Source organism: Bradyrhizobium sp. 18BD (assembly GCF_054185225.1).
Window position 1 is genome coordinate 227498 of record NZ_JAVAYL010000005.1, and the last position, 22535, is coordinate 250032.

Annotated in this window: 25 protein-coding genes; 12 read left to right on the forward strand and 13 right to left on the reverse strand. The window is 63.9% G+C overall.

All coding sequences use genetic code 11. The features are described from left to right. Nucleotides 1-138: 138 nt before the first annotated feature. Nucleotides 139-1116, reverse strand: a complete 978-nt coding sequence (gene rocF / locus RAD16_RS11655; protein ID WP_458158013.1) for an arginase — start codon at nucleotides 1114-1116, stop codon at nucleotides 139-141. Nucleotides 1117-1372: 256 nt separating this feature from the next. On the opposite strand from rocF, the gene RAD16_RS11660 reads away from it, so the two are divergent. After that, a complete protein-coding gene (locus tag RAD16_RS11660; protein WP_458158014.1) occupies nucleotides 1373-1633 on the forward strand; it encodes a hypothetical protein in 261 nt (86 codons plus the stop codon). Nucleotides 1634-1650: 17 nt separating this feature from the next. On the opposite strand, the gene RAD16_RS11665 is transcribed toward RAD16_RS11660, so the two are convergent. Then, nucleotides 1651-4395, reverse strand: a complete 2745-nt coding sequence (locus RAD16_RS11665; protein WP_458158015.1) for an EAL domain-containing protein — start codon at nucleotides 4393-4395, stop codon at nucleotides 1651-1653. A gap of 58 nt (nucleotides 4396-4453) precedes the next feature. Further along, entirely contained in the window at nucleotides 4454-5725 is a 1272-nt protein-coding gene (locus tag RAD16_RS11670) for a FecR family protein (RefSeq protein WP_458158016.1), read from the reverse strand. A 130-nt stretch (nucleotides 5726-5855) separates the two neighbouring features. Here RAD16_RS11670 and RAD16_RS11675 point away from each other — a divergent pair, with 130 nt between their 5' ends. From RAD16_RS11675 to RAD16_RS11690, 4 genes are all read left to right on the forward strand, one after another. Beyond that, nucleotides 5856-7652: a ShlB/FhaC/HecB family hemolysin secretion/activation protein gene (locus tag RAD16_RS11675; protein WP_458158017.1), complete on the forward strand. Its 1797-nt coding sequence runs from the start codon at nucleotides 5856-5858 to the stop codon at nucleotides 7650-7652. A 150-nt stretch (nucleotides 7653-7802) separates the two neighbouring features. After that, nucleotides 7803-8633 carry an alpha/beta fold hydrolase gene (locus RAD16_RS11680; protein ID WP_458158018.1) on the forward strand — a complete coding sequence of 277 codons (831 nt, stop codon included), beginning with the start codon at nucleotides 7803-7805 and terminating at the stop codon, nucleotides 8631-8633. A 77-nt stretch (nucleotides 8634-8710) separates the two neighbouring features. Continuing rightward, the gene (locus RAD16_RS11685) at nucleotides 8711-8887 is read left to right on the forward strand and encodes a hypothetical protein (protein WP_458158019.1); all 177 of its coding nucleotides are present in this window, start codon (nucleotides 8711-8713) and stop codon (nucleotides 8885-8887) included. 32 nt (nucleotides 8888-8919) lie between these two features. After that, nucleotides 8920-9237, forward strand: a complete 318-nt coding sequence (locus RAD16_RS11690) for a c-type cytochrome (protein ID WP_458158020.1) — start codon at nucleotides 8920-8922, stop codon at nucleotides 9235-9237. 194 nt (nucleotides 9238-9431) lie between these two features. Here RAD16_RS11690 and RAD16_RS11695 read toward each other — a convergent pair whose 3' ends face one another. The 3 genes from RAD16_RS11695 to RAD16_RS11705 form a co-directional block, all read right to left on the reverse strand. After that, nucleotides 9432-9779 (reverse strand): phasin, encoded by a 348-nt coding sequence (locus tag RAD16_RS11695; protein WP_458158021.1) that lies wholly within the window; start codon nucleotides 9777-9779, stop codon nucleotides 9432-9434. Nucleotides 9780-9919: 140 nt separating this feature from the next. Then, entirely contained in the window at nucleotides 9920-10105 is a 186-nt protein-coding gene (locus tag RAD16_RS11700) for a hypothetical protein (protein ID WP_007601490.1), read from the reverse strand. A 387-nt stretch (nucleotides 10106-10492) separates the two neighbouring features. Continuing rightward, nucleotides 10493-10957: a hypothetical protein gene (locus RAD16_RS11705; protein ID WP_458158022.1), complete on the reverse strand. Its 465-nt coding sequence runs from the start codon at nucleotides 10955-10957 to the stop codon at nucleotides 10493-10495. Between the two features lie 200 nt (nucleotides 10958-11157). Here RAD16_RS11705 and RAD16_RS11710 point away from each other — a divergent pair, with 200 nt between their 5' ends. After that, nucleotides 11158-11514, forward strand: a complete 357-nt coding sequence (locus tag RAD16_RS11710) for a hypothetical protein (protein WP_458158023.1) — start codon at nucleotides 11158-11160, stop codon at nucleotides 11512-11514. 46 nt (nucleotides 11515-11560) lie between these two features. On the opposite strand, the gene RAD16_RS11715 is transcribed toward RAD16_RS11710, so the two are convergent. Then, the gene (locus tag RAD16_RS11715) at nucleotides 11561-12136 is read right to left on the reverse strand and encodes a hypothetical protein (protein ID WP_458158025.1); all 576 of its coding nucleotides are present in this window, start codon (nucleotides 12134-12136) and stop codon (nucleotides 11561-11563) included. A gap of 46 nt (nucleotides 12137-12182) precedes the next feature. Continuing rightward, the gene (locus tag RAD16_RS11720; protein ID WP_458158026.1) at nucleotides 12183-12716 is read right to left on the reverse strand and encodes a GcrA family cell cycle regulator; all 534 of its coding nucleotides are present in this window, start codon (nucleotides 12714-12716) and stop codon (nucleotides 12183-12185) included. Nucleotides 12717-12884: 168 nt separating this feature from the next. Between RAD16_RS11720 and RAD16_RS11725 the strand changes: the two genes are divergently transcribed. Then, nucleotides 12885-13493: a S24 family peptidase gene (locus RAD16_RS11725; RefSeq protein ID WP_018644790.1), complete on the forward strand. Its 609-nt coding sequence runs from the start codon at nucleotides 12885-12887 to the stop codon at nucleotides 13491-13493. A 92-nt stretch (nucleotides 13494-13585) separates the two neighbouring features. Then, nucleotides 13586-13861, forward strand: a complete 276-nt coding sequence (locus RAD16_RS11730; protein ID WP_458158027.1) for a hypothetical protein — start codon at nucleotides 13586-13588, stop codon at nucleotides 13859-13861. A gap of 39 nt (nucleotides 13862-13900) precedes the next feature. Here the strand turns inward: RAD16_RS11730 and RAD16_RS11735 are convergent, their stop codons facing one another. After that, nucleotides 13901-14875, reverse strand: a complete 975-nt coding sequence (locus RAD16_RS11735; RefSeq protein WP_458158028.1) for a quinone oxidoreductase family protein — start codon at nucleotides 14873-14875, stop codon at nucleotides 13901-13903. Between the two features lie 224 nt (nucleotides 14876-15099). On the opposite strand from RAD16_RS11735, the gene RAD16_RS11740 reads away from it, so the two are divergent. From RAD16_RS11740 to RAD16_RS11750, 3 genes are all read left to right on the forward strand, one after another. Further along, nucleotides 15100-15300 carry a hypothetical protein gene (locus tag RAD16_RS11740; protein WP_458158029.1) on the forward strand — a complete coding sequence of 67 codons (201 nt, stop codon included), beginning with the start codon at nucleotides 15100-15102 and terminating at the stop codon, nucleotides 15298-15300. 147 nt (nucleotides 15301-15447) lie between these two features. Continuing rightward, nucleotides 15448-16395 carry an AAA family ATPase gene (locus tag RAD16_RS11745; protein WP_458158030.1) on the forward strand — a complete coding sequence of 316 codons (948 nt, stop codon included), beginning with the start codon at nucleotides 15448-15450 and terminating at the stop codon, nucleotides 16393-16395. A 5-nt stretch (nucleotides 16396-16400) separates the two neighbouring features. Beyond that, a complete protein-coding gene (locus RAD16_RS11750; protein ID WP_458158031.1) occupies nucleotides 16401-17780 on the forward strand; it encodes a vWA domain-containing protein in 1380 nt (459 codons plus the stop codon). A 19-nt stretch (nucleotides 17781-17799) separates the two neighbouring features. Here RAD16_RS11750 and RAD16_RS11755 read toward each other — a convergent pair whose 3' ends face one another. Next, entirely contained in the window at nucleotides 17800-17982 is a 183-nt protein-coding gene (locus tag RAD16_RS11755; protein ID WP_458158032.1) for a hypothetical protein, read from the reverse strand. A 350-nt stretch (nucleotides 17983-18332) separates the two neighbouring features. On the opposite strand from RAD16_RS11755, the gene RAD16_RS11760 reads away from it, so the two are divergent. Then, on the forward strand, nucleotides 18333-18554 hold the full coding sequence (locus tag RAD16_RS11760) for a hypothetical protein (RefSeq protein WP_458158033.1): 222 nt from the start codon (nucleotides 18333-18335) through the stop codon (nucleotides 18552-18554). A 9-nt stretch (nucleotides 18555-18563) separates the two neighbouring features. On the opposite strand, the gene RAD16_RS11765 is transcribed toward RAD16_RS11760, so the two are convergent. From RAD16_RS11765 to RAD16_RS11775, 3 genes are read right to left on the reverse strand one after another with little or no spacing between them, the layout of a single operon-like run. Beyond that, the gene (locus RAD16_RS11765) at nucleotides 18564-19946 is read right to left on the reverse strand and encodes an NCS2 family permease (protein ID WP_458158034.1); all 1383 of its coding nucleotides are present in this window, start codon (nucleotides 19944-19946) and stop codon (nucleotides 18564-18566) included. A 12-nt stretch (nucleotides 19947-19958) separates the two neighbouring features. Then, a complete protein-coding gene (locus tag RAD16_RS11770) occupies nucleotides 19959-21824 on the reverse strand; it encodes an adenine deaminase (RefSeq protein ID WP_458158035.1) in 1866 nt (621 codons plus the stop codon). 13 nt (nucleotides 21825-21837) lie between these two features. Continuing rightward, entirely contained in the window at nucleotides 21838-22524 is a 687-nt protein-coding gene (locus RAD16_RS11775; protein ID WP_458158036.1) for a TetR/AcrR family transcriptional regulator, read from the reverse strand. Between the last annotated feature and the right edge of the window lie 11 nt (nucleotides 22525-22535).

A 22535-nucleotide genomic window follows, 5' to 3' on the forward strand; every position in this document is an offset into this window, starting at 1 on the left:
CCGCATGAAACAGTCCGGCCGCAGCATTTGCAATTCGCTGCTGTTTCAAAAGCAGGCGATTTCGATCAGGGCTGATCTAAATTCGCTGGCTGCAAGAGCAGCTTCTTTCATTGCAGCGCACAACGCCGCCGGCCCGATTCACTCGCCGGGAGCGATCGCATTGCTTGGCGTCGGACGGTCGGTGATCTGCTGGCCGAACAGGCTCCCGATCAGCTCGACCGCGGTCCGCGCAGTGCGCCCGCGCTCGTCCAGGAACGGATTGAGCTCGACGATGTCGACCGAGCCCACCACGCCGGAATCGTGCAGCAGCTCCATGATCAGGTGCGCCTCGCGATAGGTCGCCCCGCCCGGCACCGTCGTGCCAACGCCCGGCGCCACACAAGGATCGAGAAAGTCGACGTCGAAGCTGACATGCAGCACGCCATCGCTTGCCTTGACGCGCTCGATGACGCGACGGATCAGCACGGCGACGCCGAACTCGTCGATCTGGCGCATGTCGACGATCCTGATCCGGCGTGCGCGCATCAATTCCTTCTCGAGCTTGTCGATCGAGCGTGCGCCGAACAGATCGAGCCTGTCCGGATCGATCGAGGCGCGCGGATCATCGCCGAGCAGGCCATCGAGCCCCGCTTCGCCGCACAGGAACGCCGCCGACATGCCGTGCATGTTCGCCGTGATCGTCGTCTCCGGCGTGTTGTAATCGGCATGCGCATCCAGCCAGAGCACGAACAGCTTGCGTCCGTGCTCCTGCCAATAGCGCGCCATCGCATTGACCGAGCCCATCGACAGCGTGTGATCGCCGCCGAGGAAGATCGGGAGCGCGCCGGTGCTCGCGATCTCATAGCCTCTGCGGCTCAGCACGCGCGTCCAGCGCTGGATTTCGCGGTAGTGATTGGCTTTTTCGGGCGGCTTGTCGGCGAGGTCCCGGACCTCGGCCACGGAAAGATCGCCGTAATCGACGACCTCAAAATCCAGGCTCTCGAGCAGTGTCGCAAGGCCGGCGGTGCGCAGTGCCGCAGGACCCATCAGGGTACCACGCTGCGAGGCTCCCATGTCGATGGGAGCGCCGAGCAAGGCGATGCGCCGGGTTCGATCCGTCATGGTCCGGTCGGTCACGGCCGTCTCCCGAGATCAGCAAGGCTGCCGCCAGCCTAACAGAGATTCGCATCCGTCGTTTCACGGAGGCGTTTCTCCTCGGACCGGAACAAAATCCCGTGCGCCGAATTGCCCATCCAAGGCCGGCACCCGCCGTTCAGAACGGCGCCTGTCGCGGATAGCCAAAGGTCGTCAGACCCGCTGTTCAAAACTAGCGCTCGCGCGGATAGCCAAAGGTGCCGGTCTCCATCTCTTCGTCGGTTCGGAGGTCGCGAGCTTGAGCACGGAAATACCGCAGCCCAATCCCCAGCCCGGTGTCGCCGAGCGCGCCATCGATGTGGCCACCGACGTCTCCCACACGATTGGCGAGGTCGCGGGCGGCCTACACGCCGCAGTCGACCGCCTCACGGCCGCGATCGACGAAGCCCGACAACCCGGCCGGCCACTCGCGACAATCGCTGCGATCACCCGCGAGGCGCCCTTAGCCAGTCTGTTCGTCGCCTTCCTGCTTGGCGTCGCGGTGGCGCGCCGGCGCTAGCAGCGCAACCGGTCCCCTCAGGCGGCGCCGACGGCTTCGAGTTGGACCGTCAGGAATTGCTTCTCGAAGGCGTCCACCGGCATCGGACGGCCGAAGAAATATCCCTGCCCTTCCCCGCACCCCATGCTGACGAGGAAATCGGCTGTGGCGCGGTTCTCGATACCTTCGGCCACGACCGTGAGCCCGAGCTGCTTGCTGAGGCCGATAGTGGAGCCAACGATCGCCGCGTCGTCGGAATCGGCAAGCAGATCGAGCACGAACGACCGGTCGATCTTGAGCCCATCGAGCGGGAATTTCTTCAGATAGCTCAGGCTGGCGTAACCGGTGCCGAAGTCGTCGAACAGGATGCGGACACCGAGCTGCTGAATCCGCTTGAACATGTCGAGCACGCGAGCCTCGTCATGCAGCAGGATATCTTCGGTGACCTCGAGCTCGAGCAGCGAGGGCGAGAGTCCGGTCGCTTCGAGCAGGGACGCGACCGAATGCGCGAGATCGCCGGAGTCGAGCTGCGACGGCGACAGGTTGATCGCAACCCGCACGTTGTGTCTGGACAATTCCCAGGCGCGCGCCTGCCGACCGGCAGTCTCCATCACCCAGTTCGCGATCCGCTCCGAGAGGGCCGAGGTGTTGACCACCGGCATGAACTCGCCGGGCGAGACGTAGCCGCGCACGGGATGCCGCCAGCGGATCAGCGCTTCGGCCCCAACCAGGCTGCCGTCGACCAGGCGAACCTGGGGCTGGTAGAACAACTCGAACTCGCCGCGATCCGCGGCAAGAGCTAGCTCGCTCTCCAGCGTCAGCCGGTTCTCCAGCTCCTGCCTGATTGAGCTCTCGAAGATCACATGGCTGCCGCGCCGTGTCATCTTCGCCTTGGAGAGCGCGAGATGGCTGTTGCTCAGGAGATCGTCGGCGTTGTGTCCGCCGTCGGGATAGACTGCGACGCCGAGGCTCACTCTGACGCGGTGCTGTCGCGAACCCGTTGCGAGCGGCGCTTCGAACGCGCGCGCGATCCGCTCGGCGAACTGCGCAATCGGCTCGCCAGCGTCCGCGCAGTCGAGCGCGATGGCGAACTCGTCGCCGCTGAGTCGCGCGACGACCGCCTTGCCGTGGACTTCGCTGCGGAGACGCTCGGCAACGGCCCGCAGCACGAGGTCGCCGGCCGAATGCCCGAGCATGTCGTTGATCTGCTGGAAGCCGTCGAGCCCAAGCACGAGCAGGGCGACGTCGGAAGAACGCCGCTCCGCAGCGGCGATGAGGCCGGTCAGGCCCGCATGCAGCATGTTGCGGTTGGCAAGCCCCGTCAACGCGTCGTGTTCGGCCAGGTATCTGACGCGTTCGGCCTCGCGCTTGCGAACGGAGATATCGCGCAGGATCGCTCCGTACTGGAAGCCGTCGGTTCCCTGCCAGCCCGAGAAGCTCGCCTCGACGGGAAAAGTTTCACCGTTCTTCCGCCTGCCCTCGAACTCGACGACGACCGCCCCACCGGGGACCAGCAGCGCCTGGCGCGCCGCATCGCGCATGGCAAACGCCTTCGCGCCGCCGTCGGCGGGCAGTGCACAGAGCGTTTCGAACGGACGCCCGATCATTTCGGTCGGCATATAGCCGAAGATCGCGCTGGCGCCCGGATTCCACACCGTAATCCGATGCTTCTCGTCAGTGCAGACGAGACCGTCGCCGAGCGACATCGCGATACGATGAAAACGGCTCTCGGCGATGCGCCCCAGCAGACTGCGGAAGTCGATCTCGTCGAGCGCAATCGCCGTCAGATAGGCCACGATGGCAATGTGAAACAGGGACGTGTCGATGACGAGGGGCCATTTCGCCTGAACGAGCGCAGCGACCAGCTCGACACCCAGCCCAGCGACGACCAGGACCGCGACGCGGACACCCGGTGCAACGCGGCGCCAGGAATACATCATGAGCACGCAGATCAGGCCGAGACCCAGGATCATGCCGACATCGGACGTCCAGCGCAGCATCCGGTTCTGCAGGATTGATTCCGCCGCGAGGGCCTGAAGGACGGGCCCCGACACGATGCGGCCATTTGGAACGCTGAAGCGGTCGCCGAGCTCGAGCGCCGTCGCACCAACGATGATCTTCTTGTCTCTCAGCTTGTCGAGCGTCGCGGTATCGCCGCGCAGGACGTCGGCATAGGAGACGCTTGGAATCGAGGCTGCTCGAATGCTGAAGTCGATCAGGAACGGAGGCCGCCGGTTGGCGTCCTGTCCGGCCAGCACGACAGCCATCGACGGCATCTGGGCATCGCCGAGCTTCTCACCGACCGGATAGCGGCGAACCAGCCCGTCAGCTTCGACCCCGACATTGACGACGGCCGGCCACGACTGGTTGCTGAACGGCTTCAGAGGACGATTGATGTGAACCGTACCGCTATTCGGCGCCGGCTGCTTGAAGGACGGCAGGATCGTCGAACCGCCGACCTCGCGAAGCGCCTTGAGGAAAGCCTCGTCGGAAGCAGGATCGGACGGCGTGCTGAAATCGACATCGAAGGCGACGTCCCGCGCGCCGGCGGCCTCGAGCCTGTGCAACAGGTCGGCATGCAGGCGACGCGGCCAGGGCCAGATCCCGATCTGGTCGATCGAGGGCGCATCGATGGCCACAACGACGACGTTGCCGGTCGCCGCTCGCGATTGCCAGGCGAACCGCAGATCGGTGAGCGCATTGCGAAGCGCGCCGTGCCATCCCGTGGACAGCACGACCGCCAGCGCGATCACGACAAGAATATGCGGCCGATAGCGTTTCACCCGATCCTCCCGCGCACCCGCTTCCGCGGGCGCGCCCCCATCCCCTTAGAATAACGCCCTAATGCTTGTTGTGACCGTAGGCGTTACCGTTGCCGTTGCTGCCGTTACCGCCGCCATTCCCGTTGCCGTTACCGTTGTTACCTTTGCCGTTGCCGGTGGCGCCGCTGTTGCCGTTCCCGTTGTTGCCGTTTCCGCTGTTGTTGGTGCCGGCTCCGGCGCTCGTGCTGATGTTGGTGCTGGTGCTGGTGGTGGTACTGCCGGAGCTATCGCTGGTTGCCCCAGCGGAGGTCGCAACGGTCGTCGTCGTACTCGACGACGTCGATGCGGCACCGGCCGCGGATGCACTGCTGCTCGTGGTGACCGCCGTCACGGTGGAGCTGTTGGCGGCCGCTGTCGTCGTGCTTGCCTTCGTATCGCTCCAGACCGTCTCGGTATTGCTGCTGGCGTTCGCGTTGCGCACCTGCCCGGGAACGACAGCGCCGTGGGCGAGCCCGTTCGTGACCTTGTGGAAGTTCAGCTTGACCTCGCCGAGCGAGCTCGAGATGCGCACGACGCCGGCCTTGGGTCCGTGAGCTCCGCTCGCTTGATGCGCTTGCTTCGATGTACCGGCCGCCTTGCTCCCCTTGTCGGTCGGACCAAGCGCATGGATCGCATGACCGTTCGCGGCGTTACGCGGCGCGGACAGGCCCGATTTCGGCACGGGGACGCGCTCGATCGTAGAGGCGCGCGGCTTGCCATGCTCGATCGGATTGAAGGTCCCGGTACCGCTCAGGCTGAGGCCGGGCTTGCCGTGCTCGAAGGCGGTGGCCGATTGACCCGGCATGATCTGGGCGATCTGTCCGGTCTTGAAGTCGGAGACTTCGACCTGGCCGCGGAGCACGCCGACCTTGGTGCTGCCGGCGCCCACGGTCACGCTGAACCGCGTCCCCTTGACCACGGCGGCGAGATAGGGCGTCTCGACCTCGAAATGCTTGACGTTGCGCTTCTCGACCTCGAGCAGGATCGAACCCGCCTGCTGGATGATGGTGGTCGAGAGCCCCTCCTTCTTCTCGGCCGGCAATCCGACCACCGAGTTCGGCGAGATCAGAATCGTTTCCTCGCCGCGGACGAGGAGCACGCGTCCATTGCGTCCGGTGCGAATGGTGTCGCCGGGCCTCAGCGTGCCTTCCTGACCTAGTGACACAGGTTGCGCGCCGTCGGCTCCGAGCCAGACCTCGCCCGAGGACTTGCTGACCGACCAGACACCGTCATCCGCAGCGGATGCGACGGAGGCCATACCAAGGATCAGCGCCGCCGCGAAGGCGCACCGCATTCCAACTTTTCGCAGCATCACGATCCTCAGTCCGCGTTTCAATCGGTGCTGAGGGGTATCCGAAATCGGTCAAGAGAGACTTAGCGGGAACCGGTGAGACGAGCGGCTGCATTAACAGTTCATTGACCATAAAAAACTAAGAAAAATCATGCGGCTAACGACCCCTTACCGTCTCCGGGACACCTCTCCGTCAAACTACGGAGAGCGGCTCCATGCGTGCATCGAGAAGCGGCAGCTCCTTACCGCACTGGTGCTGATCGCACCGCTTTTCACGGGAGTTTCGCAGGCGCTCGCGCAGCAGGCGAACGCGCCCGGCTTCGATCCGCGGCAGCCGGAAAAACACTTTGAAAACCAAACCGAGCAGGAATCGCTGAGCCGTCCGCCGGTGCGGCTGCCGTCGGTCGGCCAGCCCAACACCGGTGGTGACACCAGGCCGCAATTCGTACTGCGCGGTGTCAATGTCAGCGGCGCCCACGCCGTCCCCGGCGATCGCATCGCCGCGGTGTATCAGCCCTATCTCGGCAAGAAGGTCTCACAAGCGGACCTCGCCGCGATCGCCGGCGCGATCAGCGATCTCTACCGCGAAGCCGGATTTCACTTGAGCCGCGCGATCGTGCCGCCGCAGGACATCGCCGACGGCCGCGTCCGGATCCAGGTGATCGAAGGCGCCATCGTGCAGGCCGAGCTGAAATGCGACGGCGCCGAACAGTTCGGCGTGAGGCCGATGCTCGGACCGGTTTTGGCCGAGCAGCCGTCGCGCTTGAAAACGCTCGAGCGTCAGCTCTTCCTCATCAACGGCAGGCCGGGTGTCCGGATCATCGATACCGCGCTGGAGGAGATTGGCGGTGCGACCGGACGCTTCCGTCTCACCGTCTATTTGAAGACCGGGCACGTCTTCTCGTCGTTCGGCCTGGACAATCTGGGCTCGTCCTCGGTCGGCCCGTGGCAGACCTACGCGACCGGCGCGTTCAACTCCTACCTCGCGCCCGGCGACACGCTGGCGGTCAACCTGTCGACCATCGCCAATGACCCGCGCCAGCTCGGCTTTGCACGGATGTCCTATGACGCCCCAGTCGGCGTCGACGGCGTGCGCCTCGGCGCCTCCGTCCTCTACAGCGCGGTGCGGCCGGGCGACGCCCGCCGCCTCGACAGCGACATCACCACGACCGAAGCATTCGAAGTACGGGCCAGCACCGTGCCCTTCATGTCGCAATCGTCGGGGCTGACGTTGACGATGGCTGGCACCTTCAGCAACGTGTCCGAGCATGATCTATACGGCCCCTGGTACAACGACCACATCAGGACCGCGAGCCTGACCGCCGACTACCGGCTTCAGGATCGCTTCGGCGGCACCAATTTTGCGACGGTCACCTACCGCCAGGGCCTCGACATCTTCGGCGCCTCGCATTTCGACGACGATCTGCTGTCGCGCGACGGCGCCGCCTCGAACTTCTCGGTGCTGAACCTCTGGTTCACCCGCTATCAGACGCTCAACGACGCCTGGTCGCTCAAGCTGTCCGCGGCCAGCCAGACGGCATCGCGGCCGCTATTCACCTCGCAGCAATTCTATCTCGGCGGTGCCGCCTTCGGCCGCGGCTATGGCGCAGCCGAGATCAGCGGCGACAACGGCCTTGCCGGCTCGCTCGAAGTCCGTTTCGACCAGAAGCTGAACTTCCGCTACTGGACCGGCTATCAGCTCTACGCCTTCGGCGACGCTGGCGCAGTCTGGAACGACGGTTACCGGCTGAGCGATGGTCTCTCGCTGACATCGGCCGGAGCCGGCGTGCGCTTCTTCCTGCCGGACGATCTCCAGGCCGATCTCGGCGTGGCCGTCCCCTTGAGCTACCGGGCACCGGACAATGAGCGCCGAAGCCCGCGTTTCCTGTTCACGCTGTCGAGCGCGTTCCGGCTCTGCCCCGAACGCGGCAGGGGCGGCTGCCTCTAGTCGCCCGACTTTGGTCGCATGCCTTGATGCGGCCCTTTTGCGGCGCTTCTCACAGACTTGCCTAAATTTAATCCCGTACCCTGCTCACGATCGCTCGATCCGGGAGTTCCAAATGACCATGTTCAGCCGAAAGTGATTTGAGACCGATCCATGAAAAGGATGTTCGCAATCCTGGCGTTCCTCTGCGTCCTCGCTGTCGGCCAGTATTTCGTCGTCAGCCGGTTCGCGATCCGCCATGAGGTTTTGACCCTGTTCGACGCCTCGCGCCAGCGGCCGATTACAGTTGAGCTCGCGGTGCGGCGCGACTACGAGACCAAGGCCAATCTCGGCCTCTGGAAGCTGCCGCTCGCCATCATCAGCAACGGCAACACCGTCAAGGCCACCGAATATTCCTTCCTTGCCAACGTGCTCGCAGCGCGCGGCTATCTCGTTGCGAGCATCCAGCAGGACCTGCCGAGCGATCCGCCGCTGATGACGCATGTCGGCCAGCAATATGTCGGCCGGCGTGAGGTCTATATCCGCTGCGAGGCCAACATTCTGTTCGCGCTCAACGAGTTGAAGCGGCGGCACGACAACGTCGATTACGACCACATCACCCTCGTCGGCCATTCCAACGGCGGCGACGTCTCGATGTATGTCGCCCATCAGCATCCCGAGCTGGTGTCGAAAGTGATCACGCTCGATAATCTGCGGGTGCCGTTCGTGCTCAGCGACAACTTGAAGATCCTGTCGTTCCGCTCCAAGGACCCGCACTTCCAGACCGATCCCGGTGTGCTGCCGACGCCGGAAGAGGCCAAGGCGCGCGGCATCGACATCGTCCATACCGGCGCGCAGCACACCGATATGAGCGATCGCGGCCCTGACGCGGTCAAGGCGAAGATCCAGGCGACGCTCGACCGCTTCCTGCGTGACAGCGCCAGCAGCGCGCTCGCGCCGGCCGATACGCGAAGCCCGATGATCATGAACCCCGGCGACTACTAGCCGGAATCCTTTGCGGCAGATCAAGGCTGGCCCCGGCCGGCCAGGCTAGGAAGGGCCTCACCATCCCGGAGAGGCACGTGTCGCACTCCATCGAAAGCCTTGATAGCAAAAGCCCCGATATGACGGGCCTTGGCCTGCCCGCCGCACGGATGCCGGCATTCGCGCGGCATCTCTATCGTTCGGCCCGCAAGCTGCTGCGATCGATCATCGCCCGCATCGATCTCTCGCAATTTCCGGGATCGTGCTGTGGCTGAACGCGGCCGTAGGTCATGCATGGGGTTACCGGATGCGCCGGCATTTGAGACCAAGCTGCCTGATGCTTGTCGTGGCCGCGAGCCTCGGCACGTCTTCCGTTCTCGCCGCCGACGCCGATCATGGCGCCGATCTCGCCAAACGCTGGTGTGCAAGCTGCCACGTCGTGGCGAACGGGCAGGCCCAGGCGAGCGCTGACGTCCCCTCCTTTGCATCGGTTGCGCGCAGGCCGGACTTCAGTCCGGAGCGGCTCTCTTTCTTCCTCCTCGACCCGCATCCGAAGATGCCGAACTTCCCCTTGAGCAGGACTGAAGCCGACGACATCGCGGCCTACATCGGATCACTGCGCTAGCAGCGTACCGGGCAATCGCGACACCTCCCGCAAAATGCAAATCCCTGCCGGAGACCGACAGGGATCAGCAGAAAGGATGATGGACGGCGAATGTGAGCCATTCGGTGGCCCATCATGGACCTGCACCAGCATCGAAGTGCGGATCTCAGGACTGCGCAAGATCAATTTGTAGGCACGCAGCATCCCACGAGGAATCAGGATTTCCCCTTGCCCGGGGGCTGCATGAAACTGCCGGTCATCTGACGCATGTGATCCCCGGCGCTGGTGAACTGGCTGCGCAGGAAGTCGGACTGGATCCGCATCGCTTCCTGAAGATCGGTGGCGTGAACGAGCTTGCGCGCATGCTCGAACGCCGACTTCATGTTCTGCTCGGTGAAGGCGAGCGCCTGCTTGGAGACTTCGGTGCCCGCTCCTCCGGGAACCGATGACATCGACTTGGTCGCGGCTTCGAAAAACATGCCGAAGGCCTTTTCCGCCTGGTCGATCGTCTTCTCGGCCAGGTCGCGCAGTTCGGCCGGAACTTCGAGCTTCGGTTCGATCATGGTCGCACTCCTCCCTTTTTCTTAACTGAATACCACACTTGCCGGACCGCCTTCCAGCGGCGAACCCGGGGGCAAACGTCCCCGGCGGTCCGGCTTGGGCAGAAAAACGAAGGAAAGGGCTCCGGGCGCGCGGTCCCAGCTCAGGACAGGGGGTGCTCGGGAAGGGCTTCTTCCGTGGCGAGGTCTTCAACGAGCTTGATCACCTCGAAACGCTGCCGGGGCGCGAGCTTCAGAAAAGCACGGAGCAAACGCAGGCTCTCGACGGTGCCACTCGCAGGTGCACCAAGCTTGAGGTGCAGTTCAGCCGCGAAATTGAGGTTCTTCATCTCGCACCTATGACAAGCATCGGCCTTCCTGATTCGACATCGGGGTCCCGCGCGAGAACCGGACACCACAACCGAACGCCATGGCACGGACGAATCTCGGCCGGGAGGCCCGGCGGGTTAGCACGCTGAACGACACAACCATACGGACCGGCTCAACCGATCAGGTTGCAATTATGCCAAGGAACAACCCTTCCGGCAAGCCCAACCACCGGCTTAGTGATGCTTCGTCTGCATCGCAGCACGGCAATTCCGGATAACAGGAATATGGACTGCCGTCACCCGCCTGCGTCAAGAAGCAGCATCAATCACGCACGCGGCCTTGATCGCTGTCAACAGGTGCAGCGTTTCGGCACGTTTCCGACATGAATGGTCGTTGGCGGAGCCGGCCTAGCGCTTCTTCAGCGTATACACGTAATTGTTGAGTCCGACCTCGGCGGTTGTATCGTCGACGAAATGAACGTCGATCTCGCAGCCGGTCTCCAAAGTCCTGATCGGACCATTGGCAAAGCCGAGCGAGACGGCCAGCGCCTTCGGTTCCGCCTTCTTGTCGGCGCGTTGCATCTCGTCGAATGCACCCTGGAAGATCATATCGGGGCCATAATCCGTCACCTTGTACTGCGGCCTGGCGCAGGCAAAGGGACGCGGCCCCGAGATTTCCTTCGTCTTCAGGACGATCACCTTGCCCATCAGCCGGGCCCGCTCGCTGCCGTCAGGGGTGCGTTGCCGATCGGCCCATGGCGCGACCACGGCGGTCGTGAACGTCCAGCTGCCGATATAGAACGGGTCGGCGGCCGCAGCGGGGCCCACGGCACCGACGGACACGAGAAGGCAAGCAATGCCGGCGAACTTCATCTGACATATCCCCTTGAGCTCTCGACTTGGACTCGCCGCTTCGCATCAAGGTTCATCGCTCCCGAACTATTTCCGCACATGAACCGTCGTTCAAGATCGAACGACCAAGCGGTTGTGAAACGGCCACGCAGATCACGGGCGCCATGGCTGATGGACTTTGAAACCGATTCGGGCGCGCGTCAGCACCAAAGGACGACGGCATGCTTTCTCGCTGCGATCTCATCAAAGGCGCCGCGGTCGCGCTTTTCACCCTCTCGATTCAAGGCGCATGGGCGCAGGAGACCAAAATGAACCTGTTCAAGATCATCACCATCAAGGACGAAATCGTCGTTGGACTGTCGGCGGAAGAGCTCCAGGCCCTCGGCGGCAATGATGCGAGCGCGGTTGCGCATGCGCTGGCGCAGAAGGGCGACCTCACCGTCTGGCAATACAACGTGCATCGCGGCCCGAACGGCGAGTTGCAGCAGGCGCCGACCGCCAAGATCGGACTTCTGGCCAACGCCTCGCTCCGTGTCGAGCCCTACACGACCCCATACCAGATCGTACCGCATCCCTAAGCAGCAGACCGGCACGCCGGCGATCGAAACCGCCGGCGTGCCGCTATCACCTGCGTTGGTTTGCACGCTGTGTCCCTGTTTCCGTCGCAAAGCCGTAGATCAGCGCCAGCCGGTCCAGGCATTCGCGAAAACGCCGGGCGAAATAGTCGTTCCAGCGCTGTGTACGGACGGCCCGGAGCTCCCCGATCTGATTCATGGTCAGGCCCAGCACCAGCACGTCATAGACCAGCGCCGAGCCGTCGGTGCCGAGTTCACGCTGGACGCGATTGAGACGCAGCACCGCCTGTCGCTGGCTCTCGGTGACAGGCTCGCGTGTACCGGTGCCGTCGACATATTCACGAGTCGGATCTACCGCCTGAGGCCCTCGCTCCGCCCGCTCCCAATCGTTCTGGAAGGCACGCCCGCCGCGGTATTGGGCCTCGTCGATCTGGTGGTGGGAGTGCAGCCGGCCGAGCGGATCGCTGCGGATCGACCGGACGGCCATGATCTTCTCGCCGGGATCGAGCGCCAGCGGATTGTCGACCTCGACCTCCGCCAATTCGGCATTGAACGGGACGTCGCGCGATCGCCGGTCGTGGATCGCAGTCAATTTGTAGGACTTGTTGCGTCGGGCACGTGCCACTCGGATACTCCTTGCAAAGCAGGCAATTGAACGGGTGGCTGCGGTTTCAGGCGGCGGAGACGAGCTTCAGCACCACGGGACCCGCGACACGCTCGGGCGAAGTCCCGGACCTGCGCGTCAGGCGTGCATGCGCAGCGCAATAGCTGGAGCCGGGCTGGCACGGATGGCCGCAGAAGGTGATGTCCTCCCCTTCCTTGTCGCCGCCGTAGGGATAGCGGCAGTCGGCCTTCCCAAGTTCGATCAGCTGGATCAGGCGCGGCTGAACGCCGACGCAGCGCAACTTCACCCGCGCAACAGGCTTCATTGCGGACGGCGGCGGCACATTCAGGTACGGCAACGCCATCCGGCGCGGCGGAAGCGGACCGGCCTCGCTCGGCAAGGACGGCGCGATCGACGGGCTCGTCATCCATGTCGGCGTAACGAGCCCTAATCGCTTGGCGCGGCCGGCCACTGCGCTGCGCGTGTAAGCCGTTCCAAACCTTGCGTTAATCCGCCGCCCGATCTCCGCGTAAGAGATGCCCTTGAGAAAATAGTCGCGCAGCGCGTCGGAATGCTCCGACGGCCATTGGCCCGGTTCCATGATGCTGTCCTGTGATGCGCCTCCTCCGATCGCACGATCGGAAGGCGGAGCGCACATTCCGTTATTCCGAAACCAAAGTCAAGCAAGAATTCTGATATTCATAATTGCATTAATTCCGAATTCCGGACTACAAGGGGAGACAGTCGATGGGCAATCGAGGGAATCACCATGTTGGACGTTGCGATGATCGAGCGGGGGCTGGAGAAGACGGGCAAGAGCAAGGGGGGTCTCGCCGCGGCCATGGGCGTCCGCCCTGGCGCAGTCTCCGAGATCCTCGGCGGCGAGCGCCTGGTGAAGGCGTCGGAAATCATTCCGATCATGGAATATCTCGAGCTCAATCTCGCGCCGATCATGGGCCGCGTTGGTGCCGGCGCCGTGATCGAGCCGGATTATGAACAGGTTCCCCCGGAAGGCCTGGGCGACATCGCACTGCCCTTCCCGATCATGGAAGAGACCGTAGCCTTCGAGATCGTGGGCGATTCGATGCTGCCCAAATACGAGAGCGGCGATGTGATCGTCGTCTACAAGGACCAGCGCCATCCGCTGTCGAGCTTCTACGGCGAAGAAGCCGTGGTCCGGCTCAAGACCGGCGAGCGCTATCTGAAGACCATCGAGCGGGGCAAGTCGCCCTCCGTCGTCAACCTCACCAGCTTCAACGCCAAGCCGATCGTCGGCGTCAAGCTCGACTGGGTCGGGGAGATCTGCCTCTCGATGCCCAAGGGCCAGCTCGAGCGACTGCGGGCCAAATCGGCCCGCCCGCGCAAGAAGGGCAAGTGAGGTCGATTTCCGATTTTTGGAAATCGAGCTTGACTTAATTCCGTTTTTCGGAAATACTCTGCCGCGCGCCTGGGGCGCGGCAGGATCGTTTCATGCAGTATTTCGTCGTGATGATCGACTATGGGCGGCGTGGCCGCGAGGCGATCGTCGACCCCGAGATCACAAGGCGCGAAGTCATCTCCCGCGTCGCCTCGGGTGAATACCGGAACATCTCGTTCATCCACGAGATCGCGGAGAATGCGGTCGAGGACGTCACCGAGGCGATCCTGATCGAGGCCGCCCTTCCCCAGATTCCGCCTGAGGACGTCGACCTCCAGGCGATCCGCTTCGATCACGCCCGGGACTTGCGCAAGCACGAGAAAGCGTGACGCAGGCTGGAGCAACCTGCGCCACGGCTCAATCCGACATCACACCGTGAGAACCGTCGATCCCGTCGTCTTGCGCGCGGCGAGGTCGGCATGCGCCTTCGCGGCGTCCTTCAGCGGATAGGTCTGGTGCACCTCGATCTTCACCGCGCCGGACTTGACCACGTCGAACAACTCGTTCGCCATCGCGACGAGGGCCGCGCGTTTCGCTGCGTAGGTGAACAGCGTCGGACGGGTGACATAGAGCGAGCCCTTCTGCGCGAGCAGGCCGAGATTGAGCGGCTCGACCGCACCTGAGGATGCGCCGAACAGCGCGGCGACGCCGAGCGGCGCGAGACAGTCCAGCGACTTCAGGAACGTGTCCTTGCCGACGGAGTCATAGACCACCGGCACTTTCTTGCCGCCGGTGATCTCGTCCACGCGCTTCACGAAATCCTCGCAGGTGTAGATGATGACGTGATCGCAACCATGCGCCTTGGCGAGTTTTGCCTTCTCGTCACTGCTGACGGTGCCGATCACGGTCGCGCCGAGATGCTTGGCCCACTGGCTCAGGATCAGGCCGACGCCTCCGGCTGCGGCGTGAAGCAGGATGGTGTCGCCGGCCTTCACCCGATAGGTCTGGCGGATCAGATATTGCGTCGTGAGGCCCTTCAGCATCATCGCCGCCGCGGTCTTATCGTCGACCCCGTCAGGCAGCTTCAACAGCCGGTCGGCCGGGATCAGCCGCGCCTCTGAATAGGCGCCGAGCGGCGAGGCGCCATAGGCGACGCGATCGCCGGGCTTCAAATCGGTAACACCGGCTCCGACTTCCTCGACGACGCCGGCTCCCTCGCTGCCAAGACCGCTCGGCAGTTGCACCGGATACACGCCGGAGCGGTTGTAAATGTCGACGAAATTGAGACCGACGGCGGTGTGGCGGATGCGCGCCTCGCCCGGCCCGGGCTTGCCGACACTGACCTCCTCCCAGACCAGGACTTCCGGACCGCCGGTCTTGTGAAAGCGAATGGCATGCGTCATGGGCGTTGCTCCCTTATCGTTGCAGTGAATGTCAGAAAACCTGATCGGTCGGAGAAATAGGCATTTGGTCCGCCCGTTACAGTATAGAAGCCGTAACAAGAATGTCACAGCCAACGACAAACGCCCGCCGTTCCACCTCTGTTCGAAAGAGTTGATGACGGCCGTCGCACAACCGGCAGTACGTTTGCGCGGGGTTTGGTGGTCGCCTGCAAAGGAGAGCCGAGATGCCCGCTTATGTACAGCATCATCAGGACATCGAAATCGCGCCCGTGATTTGCCCGACATGCACAGGGTTCCTGCCGATGTATGTCCGCGAGGTCGAGCCGCATTGGAGCCTTGCCAAGATCGACTTCGTCTACGAATGCGCCGATTGCGGCGCCGAGGTCCGGCAAACCATCCGCAAGCCGGAGCTGCTGCGGCACTGATCGGGTGGCCGGCGAGCCGCCCAAGTATTTGCGTTCAGCGGAAAAAACGCCGTTCACGCGGGCCTGATGCCTCCCAAACGAGGCTTGTTCTTTGCCGGGAACGCAGGCAGAACAAGCCTCAAGCAAGACCTTTGGGAGCGCCATTTCGTGGCTGATCAGAAGGCCTCGACCTCGATCGAGGCAGTGGAGAGCGGCCTCGCCGCGCAAGGCTATATCGCGAGCCGGCAGATCGCGACCGCTGTCTATTTGTCGCAACAGATCGAGAAGCCGATCCTGGTCGAGGGCCCCGCAGGTGTCGGCAAGACCGAGCTTGCAAAGGCCATTGCCGCCTGGCGCGGCATGAAGATGATCCGCCTGCAATGCTACGAAGGCCTCGACGAGGCCAAGGCCCTCTACGAGTGGAAATACGCCAAGCAGCTGCTCTACACGCAGATCCTGAAGGACAAGCTCGGCGAAGTCCTCGGCGGCGCGCAGACGCTGCACGCCGCGCTCGACCAGTTGCACGATTTCGGCGACGTGTTCTTCTCCAAGGAGTTCGTCGAGCCGCGCCCCCTGCTCCAGGCGCTGGAGCAACCCGGCGGCTGCGTGCTGCTGATCGACGAGATCGACAAGTCGGATGCGGAATTTGAATCGCTCCTGCTCGAAATCCTGTCCGACTTCCAGGTCACGATCCCCGAGCTCGGCACCGTCTCGGCGATCACGCCGCCGACGGTGATCCTCACCTCCAACAGCGAACGCGACCTCGGCGACGCCCTGAAGCGCCGCTGCCTGCATCTGCATATCGGCTTCCCCGAGCAGCGGCTCGAGGAGCGCATCGTCGAGAGCCGCGTGCCCGGCATCTCGCAGACGCTGCGCCGGCAGATGGTCGGCTTCATCCACGAAATCCGCTCGCTCGACCTGAAGAAGCTGCCCTCGGTCAGCGAGACCATCGACTGGGCGCGCGTTCTGGTGCTGCTCCAGGCAAACGAGCTCGATACCGACGTCGTCAAGGACACGCTCAACGTGCTCCTGAAATACGAGGCCGACATCGAGGCGGCTCACCCTCAGATCACGACCTTCATTGCCAAGGCGGCACGGTCCAACGTCTTCGGTTGACGCCGATGCGCGAGAATCTTCATCGTTTCTTTCGGGCGGCGCGCGGCGTCGGCGTGCACGTCTCGCCTGCCGAAAGCATCGATGCCATGCGCGCCGTGTCTCAGGTCGGCTTTTCCGACCGCACCATCCTGCGCGACGCGCTGCTGCTGACGCTGGCCAAGTCGCAGGATGAAAAGCTCGCGCTCGGCGACTGTTTCGATCTGTTCTTCAGCCAGCCCGAGCCGCGGCAGGACCCGCCCGAGGCCGACGACAACGACGACGCTTCGCAAGGTTCGGATCAATCGCCCCAATCCGGCTCGGCCGGCGAAGCGGACGAAGGCCGGCCGCCCGAAGGCCTCGGCCCGCTTGCGCAGATGCTGCTGTCGCAGGACCGCAACGCGATCCAGGCCGCCATCGCCAGCGCATCCGGCGCGGCTTCGCTCTCCGACATCCGCTATTCCACCCAGCGCGGCATCTTCTCCAGCCGCATCCTCGACGCGATGGGCCTCCAGCGCCTGCGCGACGATCTCGACGAACTCACCGCAACCAATCCGTCGCTGGCCGAGCGTCTCCGCGCCGCGTTGGACGCGTTGCGCGAAGCCGTGCGCGACACCGTCTCGCAAGGCCTTGCGCTCTATGCCCGCGAGGAGGCCGAGAACCTCCGCAACCAGATCCTGCGCAACGCGCCGCTCGCCCGCATCGAACGGCGCCAGGTCGCCGAGATGCGCGCCCTCATCCGCCAGATCGCGCGCCGCCTGCGCGAGCGCTATTCGAAGCCGCGCAAGCGCCAGCGCCGCGGTCATCTCGATGTTCGCCGCACCCTTCGCCGCAACGCCGCCTGGGGCGGCGTGCCCTTCCTCACCGCATGGAAGCGCAAGCATCGCGATCGGCCGAAGATCGTGGCGCTGTGCGACGTCTCCGGCTCGGTCGCGCAGGTGTCCGACTTCTTCCTGCTCCTGATCCACTCGCTGCACGAGGTCGTCGACGACGTCCACTCCTTCGCCTTCTCCTCGCACCTGATCGAGGTCAGCGAGATCCTGGAGAAGAAGTCGCCGGAGGAAGCGATGGCGGAGATCATGTCCAAGGTCGGCTTCGGCTCGTCCGACTACGGCTCCTCGCTGGTCGATTTCGAGAAGGACTTCATGAGCACGCTGACGCCGCAGACCACGGTGATCGTGCTCGGCGATGCCCGCAGCAACAATCTCGACCCGCGCGCCGACATCCTGCGGCGCATCTCCGAGCGCTCGAAGCGGCTGGTCTGGCTCAATCCCGAAGGACGGCTCGCCTGGGGCTTTGGCGATTCCGAGATGCCGCGCTACGCGACCTTCTGCAGCGCGGTGCGGCAATGCGCTACCGCGCAGCAGCTCGAGCGCGCGGTGTCCGATATCGTGGCAACTTATCAATAGAGAATGATCGCCCTCGGCGTCAGGCGGCGTTCAGCTCGGCCTGCGCGAGATTGCACTCACGAAAATGATACGCGATTTCATCGAGTGCGCGCTGTTCCCATTCCTGGGCCTGCGCGAGCCAGAATGTCCGGCGTTCCGAATCGAGCGCAGCGCGCTCACGGCACAAGAATTCCTGGCTGCGAATCTCGACCAGTCTCTTCATGCAATCACACTCCTGTCGTGTGAAGCCATTCCCACCAATCAAGCTAGCAGGGTCCCGAGCAGCGAGTCTCACCAATCCTGTGCGTATAGCGACGCAGAATGGGACAGCAACGCTTCCCGTGCACCGCGCAAATCGCAGCGCAACATCAAGCCCGGATCATCAATAAGTGATCGCCGCTCGGGACGATATCTGTGCGCAAACGATCTTAACGCTTATGGCGTAATGATCTGCGGTAATTTGTGAAGAGACGTTCTAAACAGCTCACCGAATTCCCGACTCATTGTCGTCGCACGGTCTTCATGCAGCGCCGCTAACAGGGGCGCGCGAACGATACTATTGCTTGAGGCAGCATGAGCAACGATTTCGACTTCGATCTTTCACCGGACCAGTGGGAAGCGCTGAAGGCGCTTCGCAACCCGGTGTCGAACGGTCGCCACTTGAAAGCCTACCTCGTCGAAGGACTCGTCAAGCTTGGCCTGGTTGTCGTCAATGACGGCGTACCGGCGTTGACACCGATCGGACGCAAGGTGCTGGTACGCGGATCGTGCCGGCTGCTGGATCTCGTCGCGTAAACGCCTGCATCAAAATATCTGCGCGATCACGATCGCGTAAGCGATGAACACCACCCCGAGGCCCCACACCATCGCCGGAATCTGCGACCGCCGGCCGACGGCCACTTCCAGAGTGATGTAGCTCAGCGTGCCCAGGGCCATTCCGTTGATAAGGTTGTTGGTCAGCACGGTGACCAGCAGCGTCAGCACGATCGGAACCGCGTTGCCGAGATCGGTCATGTCGATGCGAGCGAGGCCCTGCATCATCAGCACGCCGACGAGCACCAGTGCGGGCGCGGTTGCTTGCGGCGGGATGATGACGAAGATCGGCCAGAAGAACAGCGCGAGGCAGAAGAACGCCGCCACAGTCAGCGAGGTCAGGCCGGTACGCCCTCCGGCCTGCACGCCGGTGATCGATTCGATATAGGCCGTCACGACCGACGTGCCGAGCAGCGGACCGACGATGGACGCCGTCGCATCCGTCGCGAATGCGGCGGTGGCATTCGGGATCGAGCCGTCGGGTTTGCGCAGATGGGCCGCGCCCGTCACGCCGATCAGCGTGCCCAGCGTCGAAAAGAATTCGGCGCACAGGAAATAGAACAGCAGCGGCAGCGCCACGACGAAATGGCTCAAGAGATAGCCGACGTCGAGCGCCATGAAAGTGCTGGTCGGCCAGCGCGGCCACGACAGGATGGCCGACGGCATCGATGTCACCATCTTGCCGTTGGCGCCGGGAACGAAGAATCCGATCAGGGTCAGCAACGCAATCGACAGGATTAGCGCCGCCGGCACCCGGCACACCACGAGCACCGGCGTGAGCAGGAGGCCGAACAGCGTCAGCAGCACGGCCGGGCTGCGCAGGGATCCCATGGCGATGTAAGTCGACGGGTTCTGGACGACGAATCCGGCGCCGCGCAGCGCAATGAAGACGATGAGGGTCCCGACCGCCGCCTGGATGCCGATCTTCAACGCTTCCGGCACGTCCTTCGCGACCTTCTCGCGCAGCTTCGACAGGCTGAGGATCAGGAACAGCACGCCGGTGAAGGCGACCATGGCGAGCGCGCCTTGCCAGGGCATGCCCATCTGCTTGACGATGACATAGGTAAAGATGACATTCGAACCCATCGCGGGCGCGACTGCGAGCGGCAGATTAGCCCACAACCCCATCATCACCGAGCCAAGGATCGCCGCGAGCGCGGTGGCGCTGACGAGATCGGCGCGATCCATTCCGGCGTTGGACATGATGGCCGGGTTCACGGCGATGATATAGGCCATCGCCGCGAACGTCGTCGCTCCGGCCATCATCTCGCGGCCGACGCTCGTGCCGCGCTCGGTGAGGCGAAAGGCCCGATCGAGCGGCCCCGTAGCTGCCGGCTCTGCGGCCGCAGCCTGCGGCTTCGCCATCTCGTTCATCCCCTGCCCTCCCTACCAGACCACCGGATGCGCTTCGCCGGTCTGCACGTTGATGAAACCGAGCGGCGCCTGCTCGCACGGCGCCACCAGCACCCAGCTCCAGGGCGCGCAGGTCAGCGTTGCGAACATCAGCCGTTCCGGGAATCCCGGATACCAGCGCGGCCGGAACGTCGGCTCGTACATCCAGTCGACCTTGCGGCCCTCCGCGTAGAGCGCCTGCATCTCGGCATCGAGCGCTTGCGCCGAGCGACAGCTCATCAAGCCGCCGACCTCGAAGCGCACGGTGGCGACGAGCTCGCCCTCGCGCACCAGCGCCCATCCGCCCTGAAGTTCGATCAGCGCGTTCACCGCCTTCGCCATCGCCACGTCGGACGAGCCGACCACCCAGATATTGTGCTTGTCGTGCGCCACCGAGCAGGCGACCGCTGTCTCCGGCGTGCGCGGTCCACAACCGCGCCAGAACATCTTTGCGACACGCCCATCGCCGGAAAAACGGTCGACGATGGCGAATTTGGTAATGGCCTCGCTCTCGTCGCGCTGCACGGCACCGTCACGCACCGGCAACTCGAGAGTGTAGAACTCAGAATGCCAATGGAAGGGGCGGATCACTGCCGCCTTCATCGTGGCCCGGCCGGGCTCGGCCCGCAGCTCGAAATCCTCAGGCTTGATCGTGCGCTTGATGTTGATCGTCCTGGTCGCCCACTCCGGCCATGCGATCGCCGGCACTTCGCCGAGATAGCGCTTGCCGTCGGAGACCTGCGCACCATCCGCCCACACCTCGGCGATCTCGAGCTTGGCAACATCCGACAGCAGCACGACGTCGCCGAAGCGTCCCGGCGCCAGACTGCCGACGAACGGCGTGAGGCGCATGTGCCGCGCCGGATTGATGGTGAGACACTGGATTGCGATTTCCGGCGCAAGGCCGGCCCCGATCGCGACCCGCGCATTGTGATCGCTGGCGCCGAGCTCCAGCGTATGGCTGGCACTGCGGTCATCCGTGGTGAACGCGATCTGCGACCAGTCCTGCAGACCCTTCGCGAGCAGCCATTTGACGATCTCGTCCATGGCATAGACGCGCAGCTCGACGAACAAGCCGCGCGTGAGCTTGTCCCAGGTCTCCTCCGGGGTCTGCACTTCATGATCGGACGCCAGCCCGGCCGCGGCAAAGGCGTTGATGGAGGGCAGATCCCGCAAGCCGGAGGCATGGCCTTCGACCACACCGCGCGCCGCGAACGTCGCCTCTATCATGCCCCAGAGCCGCTTGTAGGACGGGTTGTCGGGATTCCACACCGCCGGCCAGTCCATGACTTCGTCGAGGCCGGTGACCATCAGACTTTCGCTCATGAAGCGCGCCTGCTCGTCGCGGCCATACCAGCCGCCACCCCATTCATAGGCGGTCGGCGGCACCGCCGAGCCGGGCTGCGGAAAGATCTTGAGCGGCGAGCCGCGCCGGCGTGCCTCGAACCAGAATTCGAGATTGCGCGCACCATCGACATTGGAGAATTCGTGGCTTGCCTCGCAAGTCCAGGTATTGCCATGCGGCAGCACCAGCGCCGCCTCCCATTCCGGCGTCAGATGCGAGCTTTCGATATGCTTGTGCACCTCGCCAAAACCCGGCACGGCCGCGAGATCCGGACGATGCACGCGCTCGCGGACCTCGCCGGGATAGCTTCCGGCCGGCCCCACCCACGCGATACGCCGGCCCTTGAAGACGATCTCCTGATCCTCGCTCCAGGTGCGGCTGTGCACGTCGAGCAATCTGCCGACCCGCAAGGCGCGATCGGCCGGGCGGTGCCCCAGCGTTGTCAGCACCAGGTCCTGGCGAATGCGAACCTCGTCGGGCGCGGTGATCAGGAGATCGTCGGGTATCGTATTCATGGCTTGCCTCGCTCTATGCCGGCACTTTCGCAGCCGCGGCCCGCTTCCGCGGTGATTTACCAGCCTTGTTACCGGCCTTGCTATCGCTCTTGCCGCTGCGAGCAGCGGCGGCATCGCGCTGCCGAACGTCCTTCAGGAGGGTCGTGAGCGCCCACTCGATCGCATCGGCGATCTCGCTGCTCGTCATGCCGAAATCCTCGCGCATCGCGTTCCAGGCCAGCACGTTGTTGAGGTAAGACGCGAGCGCCTCTGCCTGACGGACGTCCTTGGCGGGGAGATGCCGCACCAGCGGCGCCATTGCCTTGCGATGCTGGTCGATCAGGTGTCGCCGGAAGCCGGCGCGGACCCAGCGACCCGCCCGTGTCACCGCAATGGCGCGCGCCAAATGCGGATGACGGTCGAACCGCTTGCACAGCTTGCGGAAGATCTCGGGCAGTTCGTCGGGCGAGGTGAAGGGAATATAGCTGAAGACGTTGTCCTCGATCCATTCGCCGGCCGCCGCGAACAACTCGGCGCGGGTCTTGAAGTGCCGATAGATGGTTCGTTCGGCCACCTTCGCACGCTTGGCCACCGCCGCCATGGAAATGTCGTCAGCGGCCTCATCCTCCAGAGTCTCGACAAACGCCGCGACGATGCGCTGCCGCGTCATCTCGGCATATTCGTCGCGAAGATTGACGATGTGTCGCTTTGCTGTACTCATGTCATAAGCCT

Coding starts and splice junctions, on each gene's coding strand:
- RAD16_RS11775 (WP_458158036.1), bottom strand. CDS start 22,524: ATGAGTACAGCAAAGCGACACATCGTCAATCTTCGCGACGAATATGCC.
- RAD16_RS11700 (WP_007601490.1), bottom strand. CDS start 10,105: ATGAAGAACCTCAATTTCGCGGCTGAACTGCACCTCAAGCTTGGTGCA.
- RAD16_RS11760 (WP_458158033.1), top strand. CDS start 18,333: ATGAGCAACGATTTCGACTTCGATCTTTCACCGGACCAGTGGGAAGCG.
- RAD16_RS11695 (WP_458158021.1), bottom strand. CDS start 9,779: ATGATCGAACCGAAGCTCGAAGTTCCGGCCGAACTGCGCGACCTGGCC.
- RAD16_RS11680 (WP_458158018.1), top strand. CDS start 7,803: ATGAAAAGGATGTTCGCAATCCTGGCGTTCCTCTGCGTCCTCGCTGTC.
- RAD16_RS11750 (WP_458158031.1), top strand. CDS start 16,401: ATGCGCGAGAATCTTCATCGTTTCTTTCGGGCGGCGCGCGGCGTCGGC.
- RAD16_RS11770 (WP_458158035.1), bottom strand. CDS start 21,824: ATGAATACGATACCCGACGATCTCCTGATCACCGCGCCCGACGAGGTT.
- RAD16_RS11720 (WP_458158026.1), bottom strand. CDS start 12,716: ATGGAACCGGGCCAATGGCCGTCGGAGCATTCCGACGCGCTGCGCGAC.
- RAD16_RS11670 (WP_458158016.1), bottom strand. CDS start 5,725: ATGCTGCGAAAAGTTGGAATGCGGTGCGCCTTCGCGGCGGCGCTGATC.
- RAD16_RS11765 (WP_458158034.1), bottom strand. CDS start 19,946: ATGAACGAGATGGCGAAGCCGCAGGCTGCGGCCGCAGAGCCGGCAGCT.
- RAD16_RS11755 (WP_458158032.1), bottom strand. CDS start 17,982: ATGAAGAGACTGGTCGAGATTCGCAGCCAGGAATTCTTGTGCCGTGAG.
- RAD16_RS11710 (WP_458158023.1), top strand. CDS start 11,158: ATGCTTTCTCGCTGCGATCTCATCAAAGGCGCCGCGGTCGCGCTTTTC.
- RAD16_RS11725 (WP_018644790.1), top strand. CDS start 12,885: ATGTTGGACGTTGCGATGATCGAGCGGGGGCTGGAGAAGACGGGCAAG.
- RAD16_RS11675 (WP_458158017.1), top strand. CDS start 5,856: ATGCGGCTAACGACCCCTTACCGTCTCCGGGACACCTCTCCGTCAAAC.
- RAD16_RS11740 (WP_458158029.1), top strand. CDS start 15,100: ATGCCCGCTTATGTACAGCATCATCAGGACATCGAAATCGCGCCCGTG.
- RAD16_RS11730 (WP_458158027.1), top strand. CDS start 13,586: ATGCAGTATTTCGTCGTGATGATCGACTATGGGCGGCGTGGCCGCGAG.
- RAD16_RS11705 (WP_458158022.1), bottom strand. CDS start 10,957: ATGAAGTTCGCCGGCATTGCTTGCCTTCTCGTGTCCGTCGGTGCCGTG.
- RAD16_RS11690 (WP_458158020.1), top strand. CDS start 8,920: ATGCGCCGGCATTTGAGACCAAGCTGCCTGATGCTTGTCGTGGCCGCG.
- RAD16_RS11735 (WP_458158028.1), bottom strand. CDS start 14,875: ATGACGCATGCCATTCGCTTTCACAAGACCGGCGGTCCGGAAGTCCTG.